The following is a 16,957-nucleotide window of genomic DNA, read 5'->3' on the forward strand; positions in this document are numbered from 1 at the left end:
CAGGGGCTTCGCCGGGCATTATAAATGGTGCGAACGGCTTATGCAGCCTTTTCGCGCATATTTGCGGCAACAGCATGGCCATCGTTAACCGACTGAACCGGTTTATGAATATCGCCTGCGGCGTTCATTCCGGCGGTTTCCAGCACGCAGTTGGCCAGATGTTCGGCCGCATCCACGGTGCCCCATGCGCGCGCCGCCGCCGCCGTTTTGGTAAGCGAGGCGGGCAGCGTGAGCAAGGCTTCGAGCCGCACCGCAAGCGCTTCCGGCGTGAAAGCGGATTGCGGGATCAGCCACGCGGCGCCCGCTTCTGCCACCGCTTCGGCGTTCGCCGTTTGCTCGTCGGCATGGCCGAAGGGGTAGGGCACGAGGATGGCGGGGCGGCCCGTGGCGGTCAGTTCCGCAATGGTCGAGGCGCCCGCGCGGCAGATCGCGAGGTGGCAGGCGGCAAGCCGTTCCGGTACGTCGCGGAAAAAGGTGGAAAGCTGGGCATCGACGCCGACGGCGGCGAAAGCGGTTTTGGCCGTTTCCAGATCTTCCGCCCGGCATTGCTGCGCGACGATAATGCGGCGGCGCAGCGGTTCGGGCAGCAACGCAAGCGCCTGCGGCACGACATGGCTGAAGATTTTTGCGCCCTGGCTTCCGCCCATGACGAAGATGTTGAGCGTGCCGTCTTCGGAAACGGCGGGGTAGGGCGCTTCGCGCAGCGCGGCGAAAGCCGGGCGCACGGGGTTGCCGGTTTGCACCATGCGCGCGCCGCCGCTGTGCTTCAGCCCCGCCACTTGCGGGAAGGATGTGGCGACAAGGCGCGCCTTGCCCATCAGCGTGCGATTGGCGCGGCCGAGAACCGCATTCTGTTCGTGCAGCACGATCGGCACGCCGAGCTGGCTGGCGGCATAGATGGTGGGTACCGAAGGATAGCCGCCGAAACCGACGACGGCGGCGGGCCGCACGCGGCGGATGATGTGCTGTGCCTGCAGCAGGCCGATGCCCATGGAAAACACGCTGCGGAATTTGCTGAGCAAGCCTTTGCGGAGCGTATCGGCGCTGATGCGGTAGGTTTGCACGTTCAGATCATCGCTGAATTTGCCGCCGCGCCTATCGGTCACCAGCACGACGCGCGCGCCGCGCGCGCGCAACGTCCGCGCCAGGGCTTCGGCCGGGAAAATATGCCCGCCGGTACCGCCCGCCGCCAGCATAATACAGGGTTGTTCAGCCATGACCGTATCCGTCCCCGAATGATTCGCACCACACTAATATATAGGGGCCTCCGCCGCCAAATGGCCATAGGGAAGGCGCCGGGCTGCAGCTAGGGCGTATCGCCCAGCAAATGTTCCATGCCGACCACAAGCCGATCCAGCTTCATGGCCTTTTCCGCGCACAGCACGATACCGGCGATGAAGCTGCGGCGGCTGAAGCTTTCATGATCAATCACGATGCGTTCGTCCGGCGTCGAGGCGTAAAGCTGCTGCTTGGCGAGGAAGCCGTCGCCGCGCACCGAAGCGATGGCGGCCGGATCAAGCCCGGCAATGCCCGCAGTATAGCGCGCGGTGCCGGAAGGTTTATCCTTTTTGCCTGCATGGTGGTATTCGACAATGGAAATATCCTTGAAATAGCGGCCAAGATCGCGCGCCAGCTTGTTGAAGCAGGCCATACCGACCGAGAAGTTGGGCGCCACGACGCCGCCGAGCTTTTTCTCGCTGCACAAAGCCGCCAGTTCTTCGATATCGGATTGCACGAGGCCGCTGGCGCCGATGATCGGGCGCACGCCTGCCTTAATGATGGCGAGGCTGTTTTCCTTGACCGAAAGATGGGAGCTAACCTCGATCGCAATATCGGGCTTTGTGGCAGCCAGCACCTTTTGCAGATCGTCGCCGCGCCCGACCGAGGCGACCACGCTGCAGCCTGCCATGCCGCCAACGGCTTCGGTCGCCAGTTGGCCCATTTTTCCGCGCGCGCCGATGATTGCGATTTTTGTCATGCCCAGATGTTAGGTGAAATGCCCTGCTGGTTCAATTGATATGACACTTACATAGAGGGGGCTAGAGGGGACGGCCCTAGGCCGTATCTTGCCCGTAACGGCGGCGCGTGAGCCCCAGAAGCATCCCCATCGCCACTGCCAGCCCCCACAGCGAAGAACCGCCATAGGATATGAAAGGCAGCGTCATGCCCTTGGTCGGCATAAGATGCAGGGTGGAAGCCATGTTGATGATGGCCTGCAGGCCGAATTCGATCAAAAGCCCGCTGACGGCAAGGACGATAAAAAGGTTGTTTTCCCCGCGCAGCCGCCAAAAACCGCGCAGCACGATCCCGGCATAGAGCGCCACGATCACGAGGCACCAGAACAAGCCCAGCTCTTCCCCCGCCACGGCGAAGACGAAATCGGAATGCGCATCGGGCAGCGACATTTTCACCGTGCCTTCGCCCGGCCCGGTGCCGAACATGCCGCCGGTGGCAAAGGCTTCCATCGATCGATCAATTTGGAAAGTATCGCCGCTTTGCGGATCGATGAAACGGTCGATGCGGTGCGCGACATGCGGGAAAACATGATAGGCAAGCACAAGCCCGGCCACGCCTGCCACGCCGAACATACCAACAAGCATCAGCGGCAGCCCGGCGAGGAAGAATTGCGCAAACCATACGGCGGAGACCAGAAAGGTCATGCCCAGATCGGGCTGCAGGATCAGCATCATCGCCACCAGCCCGTAAAGCGCGACGTTGCTGCCGATGGCGGGAAAGCCGCGCCGTTCGCAATGCCGGGTGAACAGCCAGGCGGCGACAAGGATGAAGGCGGGCTTCAGGAATTCCGACGGCTGCAGCGAAAGGCCGGGCAGATGCAGCCAGCGGGTCGCGCCCTTGATTTCCGACCCCGTGAGCAGCGTGAGCAGCACGAGCACGAGGCTGACCGCGAAGATGCCGAATGCGAGCAGGCGCAGCCCGCGCGGGCTGAACAGCGACACGCCGAAGATGATGGCGAGCGCGGGCACCAGCATGATGATGTGCCGTTCGACGAAATAGAAATTGCCGAAGCCGCGCGCTTCGGCCACCGCAGGCGTGGCGGCCTGAATGAGGAGGATGCCGAAGCCCATGACGGCGGCAAGCAGCGCAAGCGTCCAGCGGTCAACCGTCCACCACCAGCGGCCAAGGACGGATTGGTCGGAGCGCGCGAGCGTGATCATCTGCCGCTTACCGCAGTTTCAGCGTGGAGAGGCCGATCAGCGCGAGGATACAGGCGATGATCCAGAAACGGATAACGACGGTGGATTCGCTCCAGCCCTGTTTTTCGAAATGGTGGTGCAGCGGCGCCATTTTGAAGATGCGTTTGCCGGTCATTTTGAAGCACAGGACCTGCAGGATCACCGACATCGTTTCCGCCACGAACAGCCCGCCGATGATGGCGAGCACGATTTCATGCTTGGTGATCACGGCGATCGTGCCGATTGCGCTGCCGAGCGAAAGCGAGCCGGTATCGCCCATAAAAACCTGCGCCGGGGGCGCGTTGAACCAAAGGAAGCCAAGGCAGGCGCCCGCCAGCGCGCCGCACAGCACCGCAAGTTCGCCCGCACCGGGCACATGGTGGATTTGCAGATAGTTGGCGAAAATGATGTTGCCGGCGAGGTAGGCGATGAGGCCGAAGCACAGCGCTACGATCATGACCGGGACGGCCGCAAGGCCATCGAGCCCGTCCGTCAGGTTCACGGCGTTGCTCGCGCCCACGATCACCAGCACTGCGAACACGACATAGAACCAGCCGAGCTGGAGCAGATAATCTTTCGCCACCGGGAAGGTCAGCGCCGTCGCCTTATCGAACGGCGCGAGCTTCATGATCAGCGAAATGGCCGCCAGCGCGATCACGATTTGCAGCACGAACCGCACCCGCCCGGAAACGCCCTTGCTGTTGCCGCGCGTGAGCTTCAGGTAATCATCGCCGAAACCGATCAGGCCGAAGCAGATTGTGACCGAAAGCACGATCCAGGTGTAGCTGTTGGTCAGATCCATCCACAGCAGCGTGCTGCTGATGATGCTGATCAGCATCATCAGCCCACCCATGGTCGGCGTGCCCTTTTTCTTGTGGTGGCTTTCCGGCCCGTCGCTGCGGATCGGCTGGCCGTTCTTTTGCCGCGCGCGCAGCCAGCGGATTACGGCCGGGCCGATCGCGAAGCAGATGATCAGCGATGTCATCATCGCGCCGCCGGTGCGGAAGGTGATGTAGCGGAACAGGTTGAAGAGCGTGAAATCGTCAGCCAGCGGAAAGAGCAGGTGGTAGAGCATGGGCCTTATTTCTCCTAAACGGCGTTGCCGGCGTTACCTTGTGTTTCCAGCGCCCGCAGCGCCGCCACCACATATTCCATATGCATGCTTTTCGCGCCCTTGACCATAACCACATCGCCGCCATGGATCAGGCCGGACATGCTGGCGGCAAGGTGCCTGCTGTCGGGCGTGTAGGCGCCGCGCAGCCGCCGGGGCAGGGCTTCGAACAGGCCTTGCATCAGATGGCCGCAGCAGAAAACAAGATCGGCCCCCGCGCCGCCGAGCGGCTCGGCCAGTTCGGCATGCAGCCTTGGCGCGGTGGGGCCCAGTTCGCGCATGTCGCCCAGCACCGCGATACGCCGCCCGCCGGGGCCCGGCGCGGTTTGCCCAAGCACACCGATGGCGGCGCGGGTTGCGACGGGGCTGGCGTTGAAACTTTCATCGATCAGGGTGAAGCTGCCGCCGCCGGGCAGGGTAATTTCCTGCCGCCCGCCGCGCCCGGCCGAAGGCCGGTAAAACGCCAACGCCTGCGCGCAGGTTTCAAGATCGCCGCCCGCGGCATGAGCCGTCAGCAGGGCCGCGAGCGCGTTCATGACCGCATGCATGCCCGGCGTACCGACACGGCATGTGACCGTTTTGCCCATGACGGATGCTTTCATTACGCTGCCGCCCTGCTGCGGATCAAAGCTGATGAGGCGCGCTTCGGCCCCCTTGGTGCGCCCGAAAGACAGAATTTGTTGCAGGCCTTGCGTGCGGGCATGCGCCAGCAAACGGGCATAGTGCGGATTATCGCGGTTGAGGATGGCGATGCCGCGCGCATCCATACCGAGGAAGACTTCCGATTTGGTATCGGCGATTTTTTCGATATTGCCGTAAAATTCCATCTGCACCGGCTCGATATTCGTCACGAGGCCGATATGCGGTTGCAGTTGAATGGCCAGCGGCGCTGTCTTGCCCTCACGGTTCGCGCCAAGTTCGAACACGCCCCAGCGCGCGGCTTGCGGCAGCCGCGCCAGCGAAAGCGGCAGGCCCCAATGGTTGGTGAAGTTGCTTTCGTTTGCAAACGCAGGCCCGCATGCGCCGAGCATGAGCTGTAATTGATCCTTGCAACCGGTCTTGCCGACCGAACCCGTGATGCCGACAACGGTGGCCGCGCAGCGCAGGCGCGATGTGCTGGCGAGATCCTGCAGCGCGCCGAAGCTATCGCCCACCGTCACAAGCGGCGCGCCTTGGGGAACGTTTTCCGGCGGGCGGTGCACCAGCGCGGCGGACGCGCCCGCTTCAAACGCCTGTGCCACGAAATCATGCCCGTCATGTACCGGGCCGCGCAGCGCGACAAACAAATCGCCGCGTTTCAGGGTGCGCGTATCGATGGAAACGCCGCCGGCGTGCCAGTTCGCAGGCCCCGCGCCGCGCACGGCGTTTAATATGTCTTGTCCGGACCAGAGTGGATTGCCCTTCATGCCGCGCCTTTCCGCAAAGCAGCTTGCACCACCGCCGCATCGTCGAATGGGAGAATTTTGTCACCGACAATCTGGCCGCTTTCATGGCCCTTGCCGGCTATGATCAGGATATCGCCCTTGTTCAGCGCGCCGACCGCCTGATGAATGGCACGGCTGCGATCGCCTATTTCCGCCAGATTCGCGCCTTGCGTGCAACCGGCGATGATTTCCTTGCGGATCGCGGCCGGATCTTCGCTGCGCGGGTTATCGTCGGTTACGATCGCACGGTCGGCCAGCTTGGATGCAATACAACCCATGGCCGGGCGCTTGGTTCGGTCGCGGTCACCGCCGCAGCCGAATACCAGTGCCAGCTTGCCGCCCTGTTTTTCACCGACATGCGGGCGCAGCGCGTTTAAAACGGTTTCCAGCGCATCGGGCGTGTGGGCGTAATCGACGAAGATATTGGCGCCCGAAGCATGCGTGCCAACAAGTTCGAGCCGCCCCCGTACGCTTGTTATCGTTTCCAGTGCGTGCGTGGCCGCAAGCACATCGCTTTCGCCGCTTGCGATCACCATGCCGAGCGCGCAAAGCGCGTTCCATGCCTGAAACTGGCCCGCGACCGGGAGCGTAACTTCGCACGGCTTGCCCATAACATCGCATACGAGCCGTTGCCCGTGGCCGAGCGGGATGAGGGCGTTGAGCTTCAGTTCCTTGCCCGTTTTGCCGTACATCATTGCCTTGCGGCCGCTTTTGCGTACCCGTTCAGCCAGCACGCGGCCTTCCGGCGTGTCGGCGTTCAGCACCGCGACGCCGCCGGGCACAAGGATTTGATCAAACAGGCGCGATTTAGCGGCGAAGTAGGCTTCCATCGTGCCGTGGAAATCGAGATGGTCGTGGGTAAGGTTGGTGAAACCCGCGATACCGACCGGCACGGTATCGAGCCGGGAATGATGCAAGCCGTGGCTCGAAGCTTCCATGGCAAGATGGGTGACGCCGTTGGCTGCAAGCTGGCTCAGGGTTTTATGCAGCGTGATCGCATCCGGCGTGGTGAGCGAGCCGACATGGGTCCAGTGCTTCGATATGATCCCGAGCGTGCCGATGGAAGCCGCTTCGCGCCCCAGTGCGGCCCATACCTGCCGCGCGAATTGCGCGGTCGATGTTTTGCCGTTGGTGCCGGTGACGGCGGCGATGATGGAAGGCATTTGCGGGTAGAAATTGGCGGCGATGCGGGAAAGCGCGCGGCGCGGTTCTTGCACCACGATCACGGCTGCGGAGTTGTCCGCGCCTTTCGGCATATCGGTTGCGGGCGGCACCAGCAACGCCGCAGCCCCCTTGGCCAGGGCATCGGCGATGTACAATCTGCCATCATGCTTGGTGCCGGGAATGGCGGCGAACAGATAGCCGGGCAGCACTTCACGCGAATCCGCCGTGATGCCGGTTATGGTGCGGTTGTCCGGCGCTTTGCCGGCCGCTTCAGTTTGCGCCAGAAGTTCCGGCAGATGCGTACTGGTCATACGAGCCATCGCGTTGCAGGAGCAGGCTGAGCCTGCGCCCCAGGGGTTTCAACAAGGCTGCTTCGCCCCGCGCCATCGCGGCATCATCAAGCGGCGCGATACCGAGCAACGGCGCCACATCGCCGATTACCTTGCCCACGGTGGGCGCGGCAACCCAGCCCGCGGTTGCGAAGCCGAAAGTCTCTGCCGTGCCCTTGGGTTCATCGAGCATCACGAATACGGCGTAGCGCGGCGCATTGAGCGGGAATACACCAAGGAAAGATGACAATTTTGCGTCGCGGTTATAGCCGTTGGCGGTGACCTTTTCGGCCGTGCCGGTTTTGCCGCCGACAAGATAGCCCGGCACGTCGGCTTGCCGCGCCGTGCCTTCGGTGACCACAAGCCGCATCATGCCGCGGATCATGGCCGATGTGGCCGGCGAAATCACCGTATCTTCCGAAGCGCGGCGCGCAATCTTTTGCCTGAGCAGCGTTGGCGTCACCTGCTTGCCGTCATTCACAATGGCGGCAGCGGCGGTGACCATGCGCAGCGGAGAAACCGCCAGCCCGTGGCCGAACGCGACCGTCATGGTCGTGACATCGCCCCAGCGGTCAGGCACCAGCGGGCGGCCGATTTCCGGCACTTCAATCCGTGCCGGTTCGAACATGCCGAGCGTATCGAAGAAGGCGCGCTGGCGCAGGCCGCCGACCTTGTCGGCGATGCGCGCCATGCCGATGTTGGAAGAATGGATCATGATTTCAGGCACCGAAAGCCAGCGGTTTTCGGGGTGGTAATCGCTGATCGTCTGGCGACCGATGGTGAGGGGGTGGGTGGCATCGAACCGGTCGCTGACCTTGATCTCGCCATTATCCAGCGCCATCGCCAGCGTGAAGATCTTGAACACCGAACCAAGTTCGTACACGCCCGACGTGTCGCGGTTGAACTTCGCGCTGTCGGATGCGGTGCCCGAACGATGCGGATCGAAATCGGGCAGCGAAACCAGCGCCAGCAGCTCGCCCGTGCGCACATCCATGATCATGCCGGCGGCGCCGATGGCGCGGAACTTGCGGCGCGCGGCATCCAGCTCGCGGTGCAAAATATGCTGGGCGCGGATATCGACCGAAAGCTCGACCGGTTCCTGATCCTGCCGCAGGTGCAAATCCATGGATTTTTCAAGCCCGGCAATACCGATATTGTCGATATCGGTGAAGCCGACAAGCTGCGCCGTCAGATTGCTTTCAGGATAGACGCGGCGTTCGTCGTGCAGGAATTCAAGCCCGGCGATGCCGAGACGGTTGACGGCGTTATGCTGTTTCGGGGTCAGGTGACGGCGCACCATGACGCAGCGCTTCTTGCTTTTCAGGTTGGACAGCAGTTCTTTTTCGTCAAGGTCGGGCAGCACGCCCAGAAGCTGCTTGGTCGCCTGTTCGGGATCGAGGATATGCTTGGCATCGGCGCAAACCGAAACCGTGGGCAGCGAGGTTGCAAGCACCGCGCCGTTGCGATCGACGATATCGGCGCGGCCGCCGCTGTTCTGGGTGATGATCAGGCGGCCGTCGCGGTCGTTCGCCGAGGTGATCGCCATCACGTCAACCAGCCGCAGCGCAATGACCGCGAACACCACAAGGAACATCAGGCCGGTGAACACAAGCCGGCCGCGCGCCTGTTCAAGCGCCTGCCGGCCCGGGCTCGCGACCGTGCGGCGCACACCGTCACCGACAGGCAGACCCGGCAGCATGGGCTGCAAGGCGTCGTAGCCGGAGCGGATTTTGCGCCAGACCTTCATCGGCCGTTTTTCCTAGCGTGCGTTGAAGCTGCGAAGCAGGCTGCGGACGGTTGCGGGCAACGCCGCATCGCCCAGATCGGCTTCCGCCACCGCTATGCGGCGCGGCGCGGCCGCTTGCCTTTGCATGGCGGGGGAGGGGCTGCGTGCAGCCAGCACGACCGGCTTTTGCCCGCCAAGCGGCAGGCGCGCATCAATCTGCTTCATGGTGATGGTTTGTTCGTTGCGCGCGCGCCGCACGCCAAGATGCTTGGCCGCCAGCGGTTCGAGCCGCGCGGGGGAGGTGAGATACGACCATTCGGCCTTCAGCACATGGATCGCTTCCTGTTCGGACGCGATATTGTCGTTGTAGTCATCGAGCGTGGACTGCAGCGCTTGCACCCGGTAGCTGGTGTGATAGAGCAGGCCGCTTGCGAGGATGGCGAGCAGGCACCAGAACATCGTGTTGATGCGGATCATGAAAACACCTCCTGTTGGGCGGGAACCGATGTGGGGTAGGCGGGGTTGGACGTACGTTCGGCCGCGCGCAGACGCGCGGAACGCGCGCGCGGGTTGGCGGCGATTTCAGCATCGCCCGGGCCTGCGGCCTTGCGCGACACAAGCGCGAAGGATGGCGACGGGCGGTTATCGTTATGCGGCAGGTGGCGCGATGCATTGCCGCGCGCTTCGCTGCGGGCGCGCAGGAAATCCTTTACGCAACGGTCTTCGAGCGAATGGAAGGAAACCACCGCGAGCCGTCCGGCGGGGCGCAGCAGCGTTTCGGCGGCCGCGAGGCCGCGCGCAAGTTCGCCCAGCTCATCATTCACGGCGATACGCAGACCCTGGAAGGTGCGGGTGGCGGGATCAATGCCGTCGCGCGCCTTGGCCACAACACTGCGCACGATGGAAGCAAGTTGGCCCGTGCTGGCGATCGGCCTTTCGGCGCGCGCGGCAACGATGGCGCGTGCAACGCGGCGGGCATGGCGCTCTTCGCCATAGTGGAAGATGATGTCGGCAAGCTCGGCTTCGCTTTTTTCGCGCACGAAATCGGCAGCCGAAGGGCCGACGTTGCTCATGCGCATATCGAGCGGGCCGTCTTCACGGAACGAAAAGCCGCGCGCCGGGTTATCGAGCTGCGGCGAGGAAACCCCGAGATCGAGCGTGACGCCGTCAACCGCCATGACGCCTTCCGCATGCAGCAGCGCATCCATGGCGCCGAAACGACCGCACAGAACGCGCAGACGCGGCGCAAATTCCTTTTCCATCGGCGCGGCGGCGCTGATCGCTTCGGGATCGCGGTCGATCGCCCAGACCTGCGTATCGGCGGCCTGCAGGATCGCGCGAGTGTAGCCGCCGCGGCCGAACGTGCCGTCCACATACACGCCGCCATCGCGGGGGCGCAGCGCATCGACCACTTCGCGCAGCATTACCGGCGCATGGATGTGTGCGGCGTTCATGGCTTTTCCCCGAGCTTGGCGGTGGCTTGTGCGATGATCTTGCTGAGCGAGATATCCTTGGCGCGCGCTGCGGAGCGGGCGGCGGATTCGTGCGCCGTAAAGCGGGCGGGTTCCCACAGCTGGAAAGTTTTGCGGCGGCCAACGAACACGACCTGCGCTTCGATGCCGACGGCGCTCGCCAGCGTTTCCGGCAGGCTGATGCGGCCTTCGCCGTCGAACGGCAGATGAACGCTGCCGCCGAAGATCGTGGTTTCGATCAGTTCGTAGATGTCGGGCGCGAGATCGAGTTGCTCGAGGCTGTTGCTGAGAAGTTCAAGATGTTCGACCGAACAAGCATCGAGCGCTTCGTGATGCAACGAACGGAACGCGACGATCCCCTGCGCATCGCCGCCAAGCACGGCGCGAAAAGATGCGGGAACGGAAACGCGGCCTTTCTTATCGATGCGATTGACGTAATGGGATAGAAAAACGGCCATTGAAGGACCCCGGAAAGAACAGCTTGCAGCGAAATAAAGACCTGGTGCCCAAGGAGAGAGGCCTGAACCAAACTTGGGATATTATGGGATACCATGGGAAAGGATGGGATTTCAAGTAAATAACACCGAAAAACCGTGTAATAATCATGGCTTAACGGGCACCCTGCTAGGGATGGTGGGCGCGACATAAAATTACGCTAGGGGTAGATCGGGCACTTGGATGCACATTTGTATGCGGCGACCGGAAAGGCTTGTTTTTGGCCCGGAAGGATTTTGTCAGGCCTTGGTTTGCGCGCCCTTGCCGGTTTGCGCGATCAGGTCACGCAAAGTATCGGTATCGAGATGAATGTCGCGCTGCGGGAACGGTATCTCGATACCGTTTTGCTTGAAAGCATCCCACGCCGCGAGATAGATGCTGCTTTTTACGTTGCCAATACCGTTGACCGGGTCCTGGATCCAGACGCGCAATTCGAAATCGACGCTGCTGTCGCCGAAGCCGGTAACGAGGCAGGTCGGCTGCGGCCGTGGAAGAATGCGCGGATTGTTGTTGATAATCTCGAGCAAAATTTCACGGACCTTGTGGATGTCGGATTTGTAGGAAACGCCGATCGGAATCCGCACGCGCACGTTGTTATCGCTATAGGACCAGTTTTCCACCTGTTCCGTGATCAGCATTTCGTTCGGAATCAGATGTTCCTTGCCGTCGCGCGTGAGGATGGAAACCTGCCGCGCGCCGATGCGGTTGACCCAGCCGAACGTATCGCCGACACCGATAACATCGCCGGGTTTTATTGACTTATCGAGCAGGAGAATGAAGCCGCTGACGAGGTTTGAGAACACTTTTTGCAAGCCAAAACCGATACCGATACCGAGCGCGCCGCTGAAAACCGCAAGCGCGGTGAAATCTATGCCGAACGTGTTGAGGCCGACCATGACCGCCAGCGCGACAAGGACGATGCGCCCGATCTTGGCGAACAGAACCTTTTGCGAAGGCGTGAAATCCTGTGTGTTTTCGAGCACGCGTTCGAGCGACCGGCCAAGCAGCCCCGCGAACCAGAGCAGGATGGCGAATACGATGCTGCCCTTGATCAGCAGCAGGAAGGAAAGACGGCGTTCGCCGAAACTGATGGCGGCGCTATCGAGCACGTTGGCGGCGGGCGCGAGCCAGCCAAGGACGTGCAGCGCGGCCAACACCCACACCACGAGCGCGAAACTGGTGGCCCAGAAGGTGCTGCGGATCAGGCCCGAACTAAGGCGGATAGCGGCCCAGGCGGTTGCCAGCACGGCCGCGACCCTGATGCCGGCATCGGGCCACGCCGCCGCGGTCGTGACCAACAACGCCAGCCACAAAAGTACGGGCGCACAGATCAGGAACATGATCTGGCGCGGCGAGATGTAGTAGTGCGCGGCGACGATTTTACGCGTGCGTTCGACCCACGGCAGATGGCTTGCAGAGAGCGCGTGTGCAGCGCGCTTGGCAACCGACCAGCCGAACGCAGACAGCGCGATTACGGTGACGAGCTGGGCGAGCGCGTGCCAGTTCATCATGCCCTGAAGCCAGATATAAAGCTGGCCGGCTTGTTCTTGCAGCGCCGTGATGTTGAGAAGTTCTTCCACTTTGCGCCCCGCGGTTGGAAAGCACCGGTAACATTATGCCGCGCGGGCGCGGTTTGCAAATGACGGCGGGCGTTTTTTGAAGCGAAGTACCAGACGGTCTGTAAGCCGGGTTCTGTCAAAGGCGCGCGGACGCGCCCGTGATAGCTATTCATCTGGGATGCCGGTTACCCGGCACCTCTAGCGACCAACCCGAACGGTGGCGGAGAAAAGCGCCCGTACCCTTTCGGGTACTACCGTTCCTATGCGGTCTTGCTCCTGGCGGGGTTTACCGTGCCGTTACCATCGCTGGCAACGCGGTGCGCTCTTACCGCACCTTTTCACCCTTACCGGCCGCTTACACAATTTACGTCACTCGGCATTTCAGCTTTGTGACGGCAGGTAAGCGGCAGGCGGTCTGTTCTCTGTGGCACTTTCCCTAGGGTTACCCCTGCTGGACGTTATCCAGCGCCATTTTTCCCTGGAGCCCGGACTTTCCTCCCCGCCGGCAAGCCACGCACAATCAAAATGGATGCCGGTGAATCGGCAGGTAATTAACCATTGTGTGGCTTGCAGGCGGGGCAGCTATCCGACCGTCTGGTGGCTTAACCATAGCATGTCTGCGTCTTCTGCGCAAAAGACGTTGCAAATTGGTCACAAACCCCGGATTCGCCGGTTTTTTGGCTGTGTTTTTTTCTAAACAGCTTCAGACGACGAGGCGATGGTGATATACACATCGCATCAAAGATTCTGTCTATTCACCACCTTATTAGCAAAGCCAAGGAGTAAGAAATGACCATGTTGCGCCAAGCCGGCCTCGCGCTCACCGTAGCCGCATTCGCCATTCCCATGATGGCAACGCCCGCCGCCGCCAAGCAGCATCAGGGCCTTTACCTTGGTGGCGCCGGCGGCATCACCATGCCGACGAATTCGGATGCGCGCTTTGCGGGCAGCGAAAACTCGCTGGAATATGATATCGGCCCCGCCGTCACCTTCAGTGTCGGTTATGCCTGGGGCAACGGTCTGCGCTCCGAACTCGAATTCGGCTGGCGCGGCGCGAGCATCGACGCGATCACCGGCCCCGGTTCGGGCCCGCTGAGCACCGGCGACATGGAAGTGTTTACCGGCATGTTCAACGAATACTATGACATCGACCTCGGCACATGGGTCACCCCCTATATCGGTGCCGGTATCGGTTACGCCGAGCTGAAGGCTCATAACATCCAGAACGCGATCAACGGTTCGCGTATCGATGGCGACGAAGGCGTGTTCGCTTATCAGGGCATCGCCGGTGTTGGTTTCGATCTCGATGACAACTGGACATTGACGGCCGATTATCGCTATCTGACCGGGTTTGACACCACCTTCGAGACGCAGACCCCGACCGTGGGTTCCAAAACGGAATACGCTTCGCACAACGTGATGTTCGGCGTCCGCTACACCTGGGGCGAGGAAACCAAGCCGGTTCCCGTGGCCCAGCCCGCGCCGCCGCCGCCGCCGGCTCCGGTCAAGCCCGTGGCCAAGCCCGCGGTGCCGCCCGTGCCGCAGACCTACATGGTGTTCTTCGATTTCGATCGCACCGACCTGACGCCCGAAGCGCAACGCATCCTTGCTTCGGTCGCCAACGACTTCAAGGGCGGCAAGCCTGTCCGTGTCCATGTGACCGGCCATGCCGACCGTTCGGGCACCAACAAGTACAACATGAACCTTTCACTGAAGCGCGCTGGCGTGGTGAAGGCCGAGCTTGACCGGCTTGGCGTCCCCACCGAAATGATCTTCACCAAGGGCGCGGGCGAAGAAGAGCCCATGATCCCGACCGCCGACGGCGTGCGCGAAGCGCAGAACCGTCGCGCCGAGATCTTCCTTGGCGATATCGCGATGCAGCGCTAGGCATAGCGTTCCAGAGCAAGCGCCGCACCGGGCAACCGGTGCGGCGCTTTTCTTTTGCAGGCATCTTTGTGTGCGGCACGTGACGAGTATGCATTTTTTCATACAAGAGAAAACAGGTGCTTCATCTTTTCGTGCCATGTTGGTGACGGTAAAAAATTATTGCGCCCGGCGATACCATGGCATGACATGTATGTAAGCCGGTAATTGACAGTTAACCTGCGCGTGCTGAACCTATGGCTCCGATTTTTTCCCATGGAGCGAATTATGGAAAGCATGAAAAGCGCACGCGCCTTTACGACCGTTGCCGTCATATGCGGTTTTATCATCGCTGTGAACACGGTTGCATTTGTCTTCATGTACACAGATGCCAAGCAATATACGAATGAACTTGGCTGGCATGTCGAGTTGGCAGCCGTTGTTGCGACGCTGATCAATGTGGCTGCTGCGGTCGTGCTCATGCGGTTCGCGAAGAAGTGGGACGGCATGACCGGCGAACTTTTTCGTTTGCGCCAGATGAACGATGAAATGCCGGTCAATGTCATGACGCTGGATCTCAAGGATTTCACGATCAATTACTGCAACAAAACCAGCCGCGATACGCTGAAGACGATCGAGCATTTGTTGCCGATCAAGGTCGATAACATCATGGGGCAGTGCTTCGATATCTTCCACAAGAACCCCAAGCGCATTCGCGACCTTGTTTCCGATGTCAGGAACCTGCCGCATCGCGGGCGCATCAAGGTGGGGCCCGAAACACTGGATCTGCGGGTCAATCCCATGCGCGATCTTGCCGGCAATTATACCGGGCCGATGCTGACATGGAGCGTTGTGACGGGGCAGGTCAAGCTGGCGGACGATTTTGAAAGCTCGGTTGGCGGCGTGGTCAAGACGGTGGCTTCGGCTTCGTCCGAACTGAACGCAAGCTCGCTTAGTCTTTCGACTATGGCGGAACAGACATGCAACCAGTCGCTCACGGTCGCTTCAGCGGTGGAGGAGCTTTCGCGCTCCATCACCGAGATTTCCGCGCGCGTTGCGGACGCAAGCGCCGTCACGGCGCAGGCGGTGCAGCAAACGCAGGAAGCCAATAATGTGGTCAAATGCCTGATCGAATCTTCGGGCAAGATCGACGAGATCGTCAGCCTGATTAACGAGATCGCGGACAAGACCAATCTTTTGGCGCTGAACGCCACGATCGAGGCGGCGCGCGCGGGCGAGGCGGGCAAGGGCTTCGCGGTGGTAGCATCGGAGGTCAAAAGCCTTGCGAACCAGACCGCCAAGGCGACCGAGGAGATAACCGGGCAGGTGAAGGGCATTCAATCGAATTCCGCGCTGACCGCCAATACGTTGACGGACGTTACGAACGTGGTCGAGAAGATTAACGAAATCGCATCGACCATCGCGGCGGCGGTTGAAGAACAATCGGCCGCGACACGGGAAATCGCCATCAATGTGCAGGCTTCGGAAAGCAACGGCCATGCGGGTGCCAAGAATTCGGCCAGCCTGACCGAAGCCGCCAAGGAAACCGGGCGCATGGCCCAGCAGGTGAACGATGCTTCGGGCGAACTGGAAAAGCAAAGCGTCGTGCTTTCGGATCAGGTCAGAACCTTCCTCGAGAACGTGCGCGCAATGTAGGCGTGCTAGCGGCCTATGGTTTTGAAGCGTTCGGTCGCCTCGATCAGCGCGGCACGGATGCCGGGTTCGAGCGAGGAATGGCCGGCATCGGGGATCACCCTGTAATCCGCTTCAGGCCAGCGTTCATGCAATGCATCGGCAGTGACGATGGGGCAAATCACGTCATAGCGGCCTTGCACGATCACGCCGGGGATCTTGCGGATTTTGTCGATATCGTCGAGCAATCGGGCTTCGGGCACGAATAGATTGTTGCGGAAGTAATGCAATTCGATCAGTGCCATGCCAATGCGGTAATCGTTGTCGTTGTGGATGATGAGATTGTCGGCGGAGGGCAGCAGGGAAGAACATTCAATCTCGTAATCGCTCCATGCCTTGATCGCATGCAGGCGGGATGCCTCGTCGCCACCCCGGAATATTTTGTCATAGGCGGCCAGCAGATCGTCGCGTTCTTCTTCAGGCACGGCGGCGGCGAACTTACGCCAGGCTTCCGGGAATATGGTGCGCATGCCATAGATGAACCAATCGACCTCCTGTTGCCGCATCAGGCATATGCCGCGCAGCATGAGGCCAAGCACGCGTTCAGGGTGCGTTTGCGCATAGGCCAGCGCCAGCGTGCTGCCCCATGAACCGCCGAAGACATGCCAGCGGTCGATCCCGCGCATAGCGCGCAGCTTTTCTATATCCTGCACGAGCAAAGCGGTGGTGTTGGCGCGCGTCTCGCCAAGCGGCCGCGAACGACCGGCGCCGCGCTGATCGAAGATAAAGATGCGCCAATCGTGCGGATCAAAGAAACGCCGGTGTGCCGGCGTGGAGCCGGTGCCCGGCCCGCCATGCAGGAAAACCACGGGCATGCCCTTTGGGTTGCCGGACTCTTCCCAGTATATCGTATGCAGATCATCTACCTTCACCGTGCCGCTGGCGTAGGGCTCGATGGGGGGAAAAAGATCGTGCGCTGTCATGGCTG

Annotated in this window: 14 protein-coding genes, 1 other RNA gene and 1 pseudogene; 3 read left to right on the plus strand and 13 right to left on the minus strand. The window is 61.4% G+C overall.

Annotated features, from left to right (window positions below):
• Window positions 1-38: 38 nt before the first annotated feature.
• The 12 genes from murG to rnpB form a co-directional block, all read right to left on the minus strand.
• Entirely contained in the window at window positions 39-1,217 is a 1,179-nt protein-coding gene (gene murG, locus GC131_08265) for an undecaprenyldiphospho-muramoylpentapeptide beta-N-acetylglucosaminyltransferase (GenBank protein MBI1274061.1), read from the minus strand.
• Window positions 1,218-1,306: 89 nt separating this feature from the next.
• Complete coding sequence (locus GC131_08270; GenBank protein ID MBI1274062.1) at window positions 1,307-1,978, minus strand: hypothetical protein; 672 nt, start codon at window positions 1,976-1,978, stop codon at window positions 1,307-1,309.
• Between the two features lie 76 nt (window positions 1,979-2,054).
• Complete coding sequence (locus GC131_08275; GenBank protein MBI1274063.1) at window positions 2,055-3,176, minus strand: cell division protein FtsW; 1,122 nt, start codon at window positions 3,174-3,176, stop codon at window positions 2,055-2,057.
• 7 nt (window positions 3,177-3,183) lie between these two features.
• Window positions 3,184-4,269 carry a phospho-N-acetylmuramoyl-pentapeptide-transferase gene (locus GC131_08280; protein MBI1274064.1) on the minus strand — a complete coding sequence of 362 codons (1,086 nt, stop codon included), beginning with the start codon at window positions 4,267-4,269 and terminating at the stop codon, window positions 3,184-3,186.
• 14 nt (window positions 4,270-4,283) lie between these two features.
• The gene (gene murF / locus GC131_08285) at window positions 4,284-5,711 is read right to left on the minus strand and encodes a UDP-N-acetylmuramoyl-tripeptide--D-alanyl-D-alanine ligase (protein MBI1274065.1); all 1,428 of its coding nucleotides are present in this window, start codon (window positions 5,709-5,711) and stop codon (window positions 4,284-4,286) included.
• Complete coding sequence (locus GC131_08290) at window positions 5,708-7,204, minus strand: UDP-N-acetylmuramoyl-L-alanyl-D-glutamate--2,6-diaminopimelate ligase (GenBank protein ID MBI1274066.1); 1,497 nt, start codon at window positions 7,202-7,204, stop codon at window positions 5,708-5,710. Before GC131_08290 ends, murF begins: the two co-directional genes overlap by 4 nt.
• Window positions 7,164-8,969, minus strand: coding sequence for a penicillin-binding protein 2 (locus GC131_08295; GenBank protein ID MBI1274067.1), 1,806 nt, complete (start codon window positions 8,967-8,969; stop codon window positions 7,164-7,166). The genes GC131_08290 and GC131_08295 overlap by 41 nt, the downstream gene beginning before the upstream one ends.
• Before the next feature lie 12 nt (window positions 8,970-8,981).
• Entirely contained in the window at window positions 8,982-9,425 is a 444-nt protein-coding gene (locus tag GC131_08300) for a hypothetical protein (protein MBI1274068.1), read from the minus strand.
• On the minus strand, window positions 9,422-10,402 hold the full coding sequence (rsmH, locus tag GC131_08305; protein ID MBI1274069.1) for a 16S rRNA (cytosine(1402)-N(4))-methyltransferase RsmH: 981 nt from the start codon (window positions 10,400-10,402) through the stop codon (window positions 9,422-9,424). The genes GC131_08300 and rsmH overlap by 4 nt, the downstream gene beginning before the upstream one ends.
• Window positions 10,399-10,878: an MraZ family transcriptional regulator gene (locus GC131_08310; protein MBI1274070.1), complete on the minus strand. Its 480-nt coding sequence runs from the start codon at window positions 10,876-10,878 to the stop codon at window positions 10,399-10,401. Before GC131_08310 ends, rsmH begins: the two co-directional genes overlap by 4 nt.
• Window positions 10,879-11,154: 276 nt before the next feature.
• Window positions 11,155-12,495: a mechanosensitive ion channel gene (locus tag GC131_08315; protein ID MBI1274071.1), complete on the minus strand. Its 1,341-nt coding sequence runs from the start codon at window positions 12,493-12,495 to the stop codon at window positions 11,155-11,157.
• Window positions 12,496-12,580: 85 nt separating this feature from the next.
• Window positions 12,581-13,072: RNase P RNA component class A (gene rnpB / locus GC131_08320), an RNA gene on the minus strand.
• Between the two features lie 191 nt (window positions 13,073-13,263).
• On the opposite strand from rnpB, the pseudogene GC131_08325 reads away from it, so the two are divergent.
• The 3 genes and pseudogenes from GC131_08325 to GC131_08335 all read left to right on the plus strand — a co-directional run bounded on the left by GC131_08325 (window position 13,264) and on the right by GC131_08335 (window position 15,993).
• Window positions 13,264-13,911: pseudogene (locus tag GC131_08325) on the plus strand (outer membrane beta-barrel protein).
• A gap of 114 nt (window positions 13,912-14,025) precedes the next feature.
• Window positions 14,026-14,361, plus strand: coding sequence for an OmpA family protein (locus GC131_08330; protein ID MBI1274072.1), 336 nt, complete (start codon window positions 14,026-14,028; stop codon window positions 14,359-14,361).
• Between the two features lie 252 nt (window positions 14,362-14,613).
• The gene (locus GC131_08335; GenBank protein ID MBI1274073.1) at window positions 14,614-15,993 is read left to right on the plus strand and encodes a histidine kinase; all 1,380 of its coding nucleotides are present in this window, start codon (window positions 14,614-14,616) and stop codon (window positions 15,991-15,993) included.
• Between the two features lie 5 nt (window positions 15,994-15,998).
• On the opposite strand, the gene pip is transcribed toward GC131_08335, so the two are convergent.
• Window positions 15,999-16,952, minus strand: coding sequence for a prolyl aminopeptidase (gene pip, locus GC131_08340; protein ID MBI1274074.1), 954 nt, complete (start codon window positions 16,950-16,952; stop codon window positions 15,999-16,001).
• Between the last annotated feature and the right edge of the window lie 5 nt (window positions 16,953-16,957).

This window comes from Alphaproteobacteria bacterium (assembly GCA_016124955.1).
Taxonomy (GTDB): domain Bacteria; phylum Pseudomonadota; class Alphaproteobacteria; order UBA9219; family RFNS01; genus RI-461.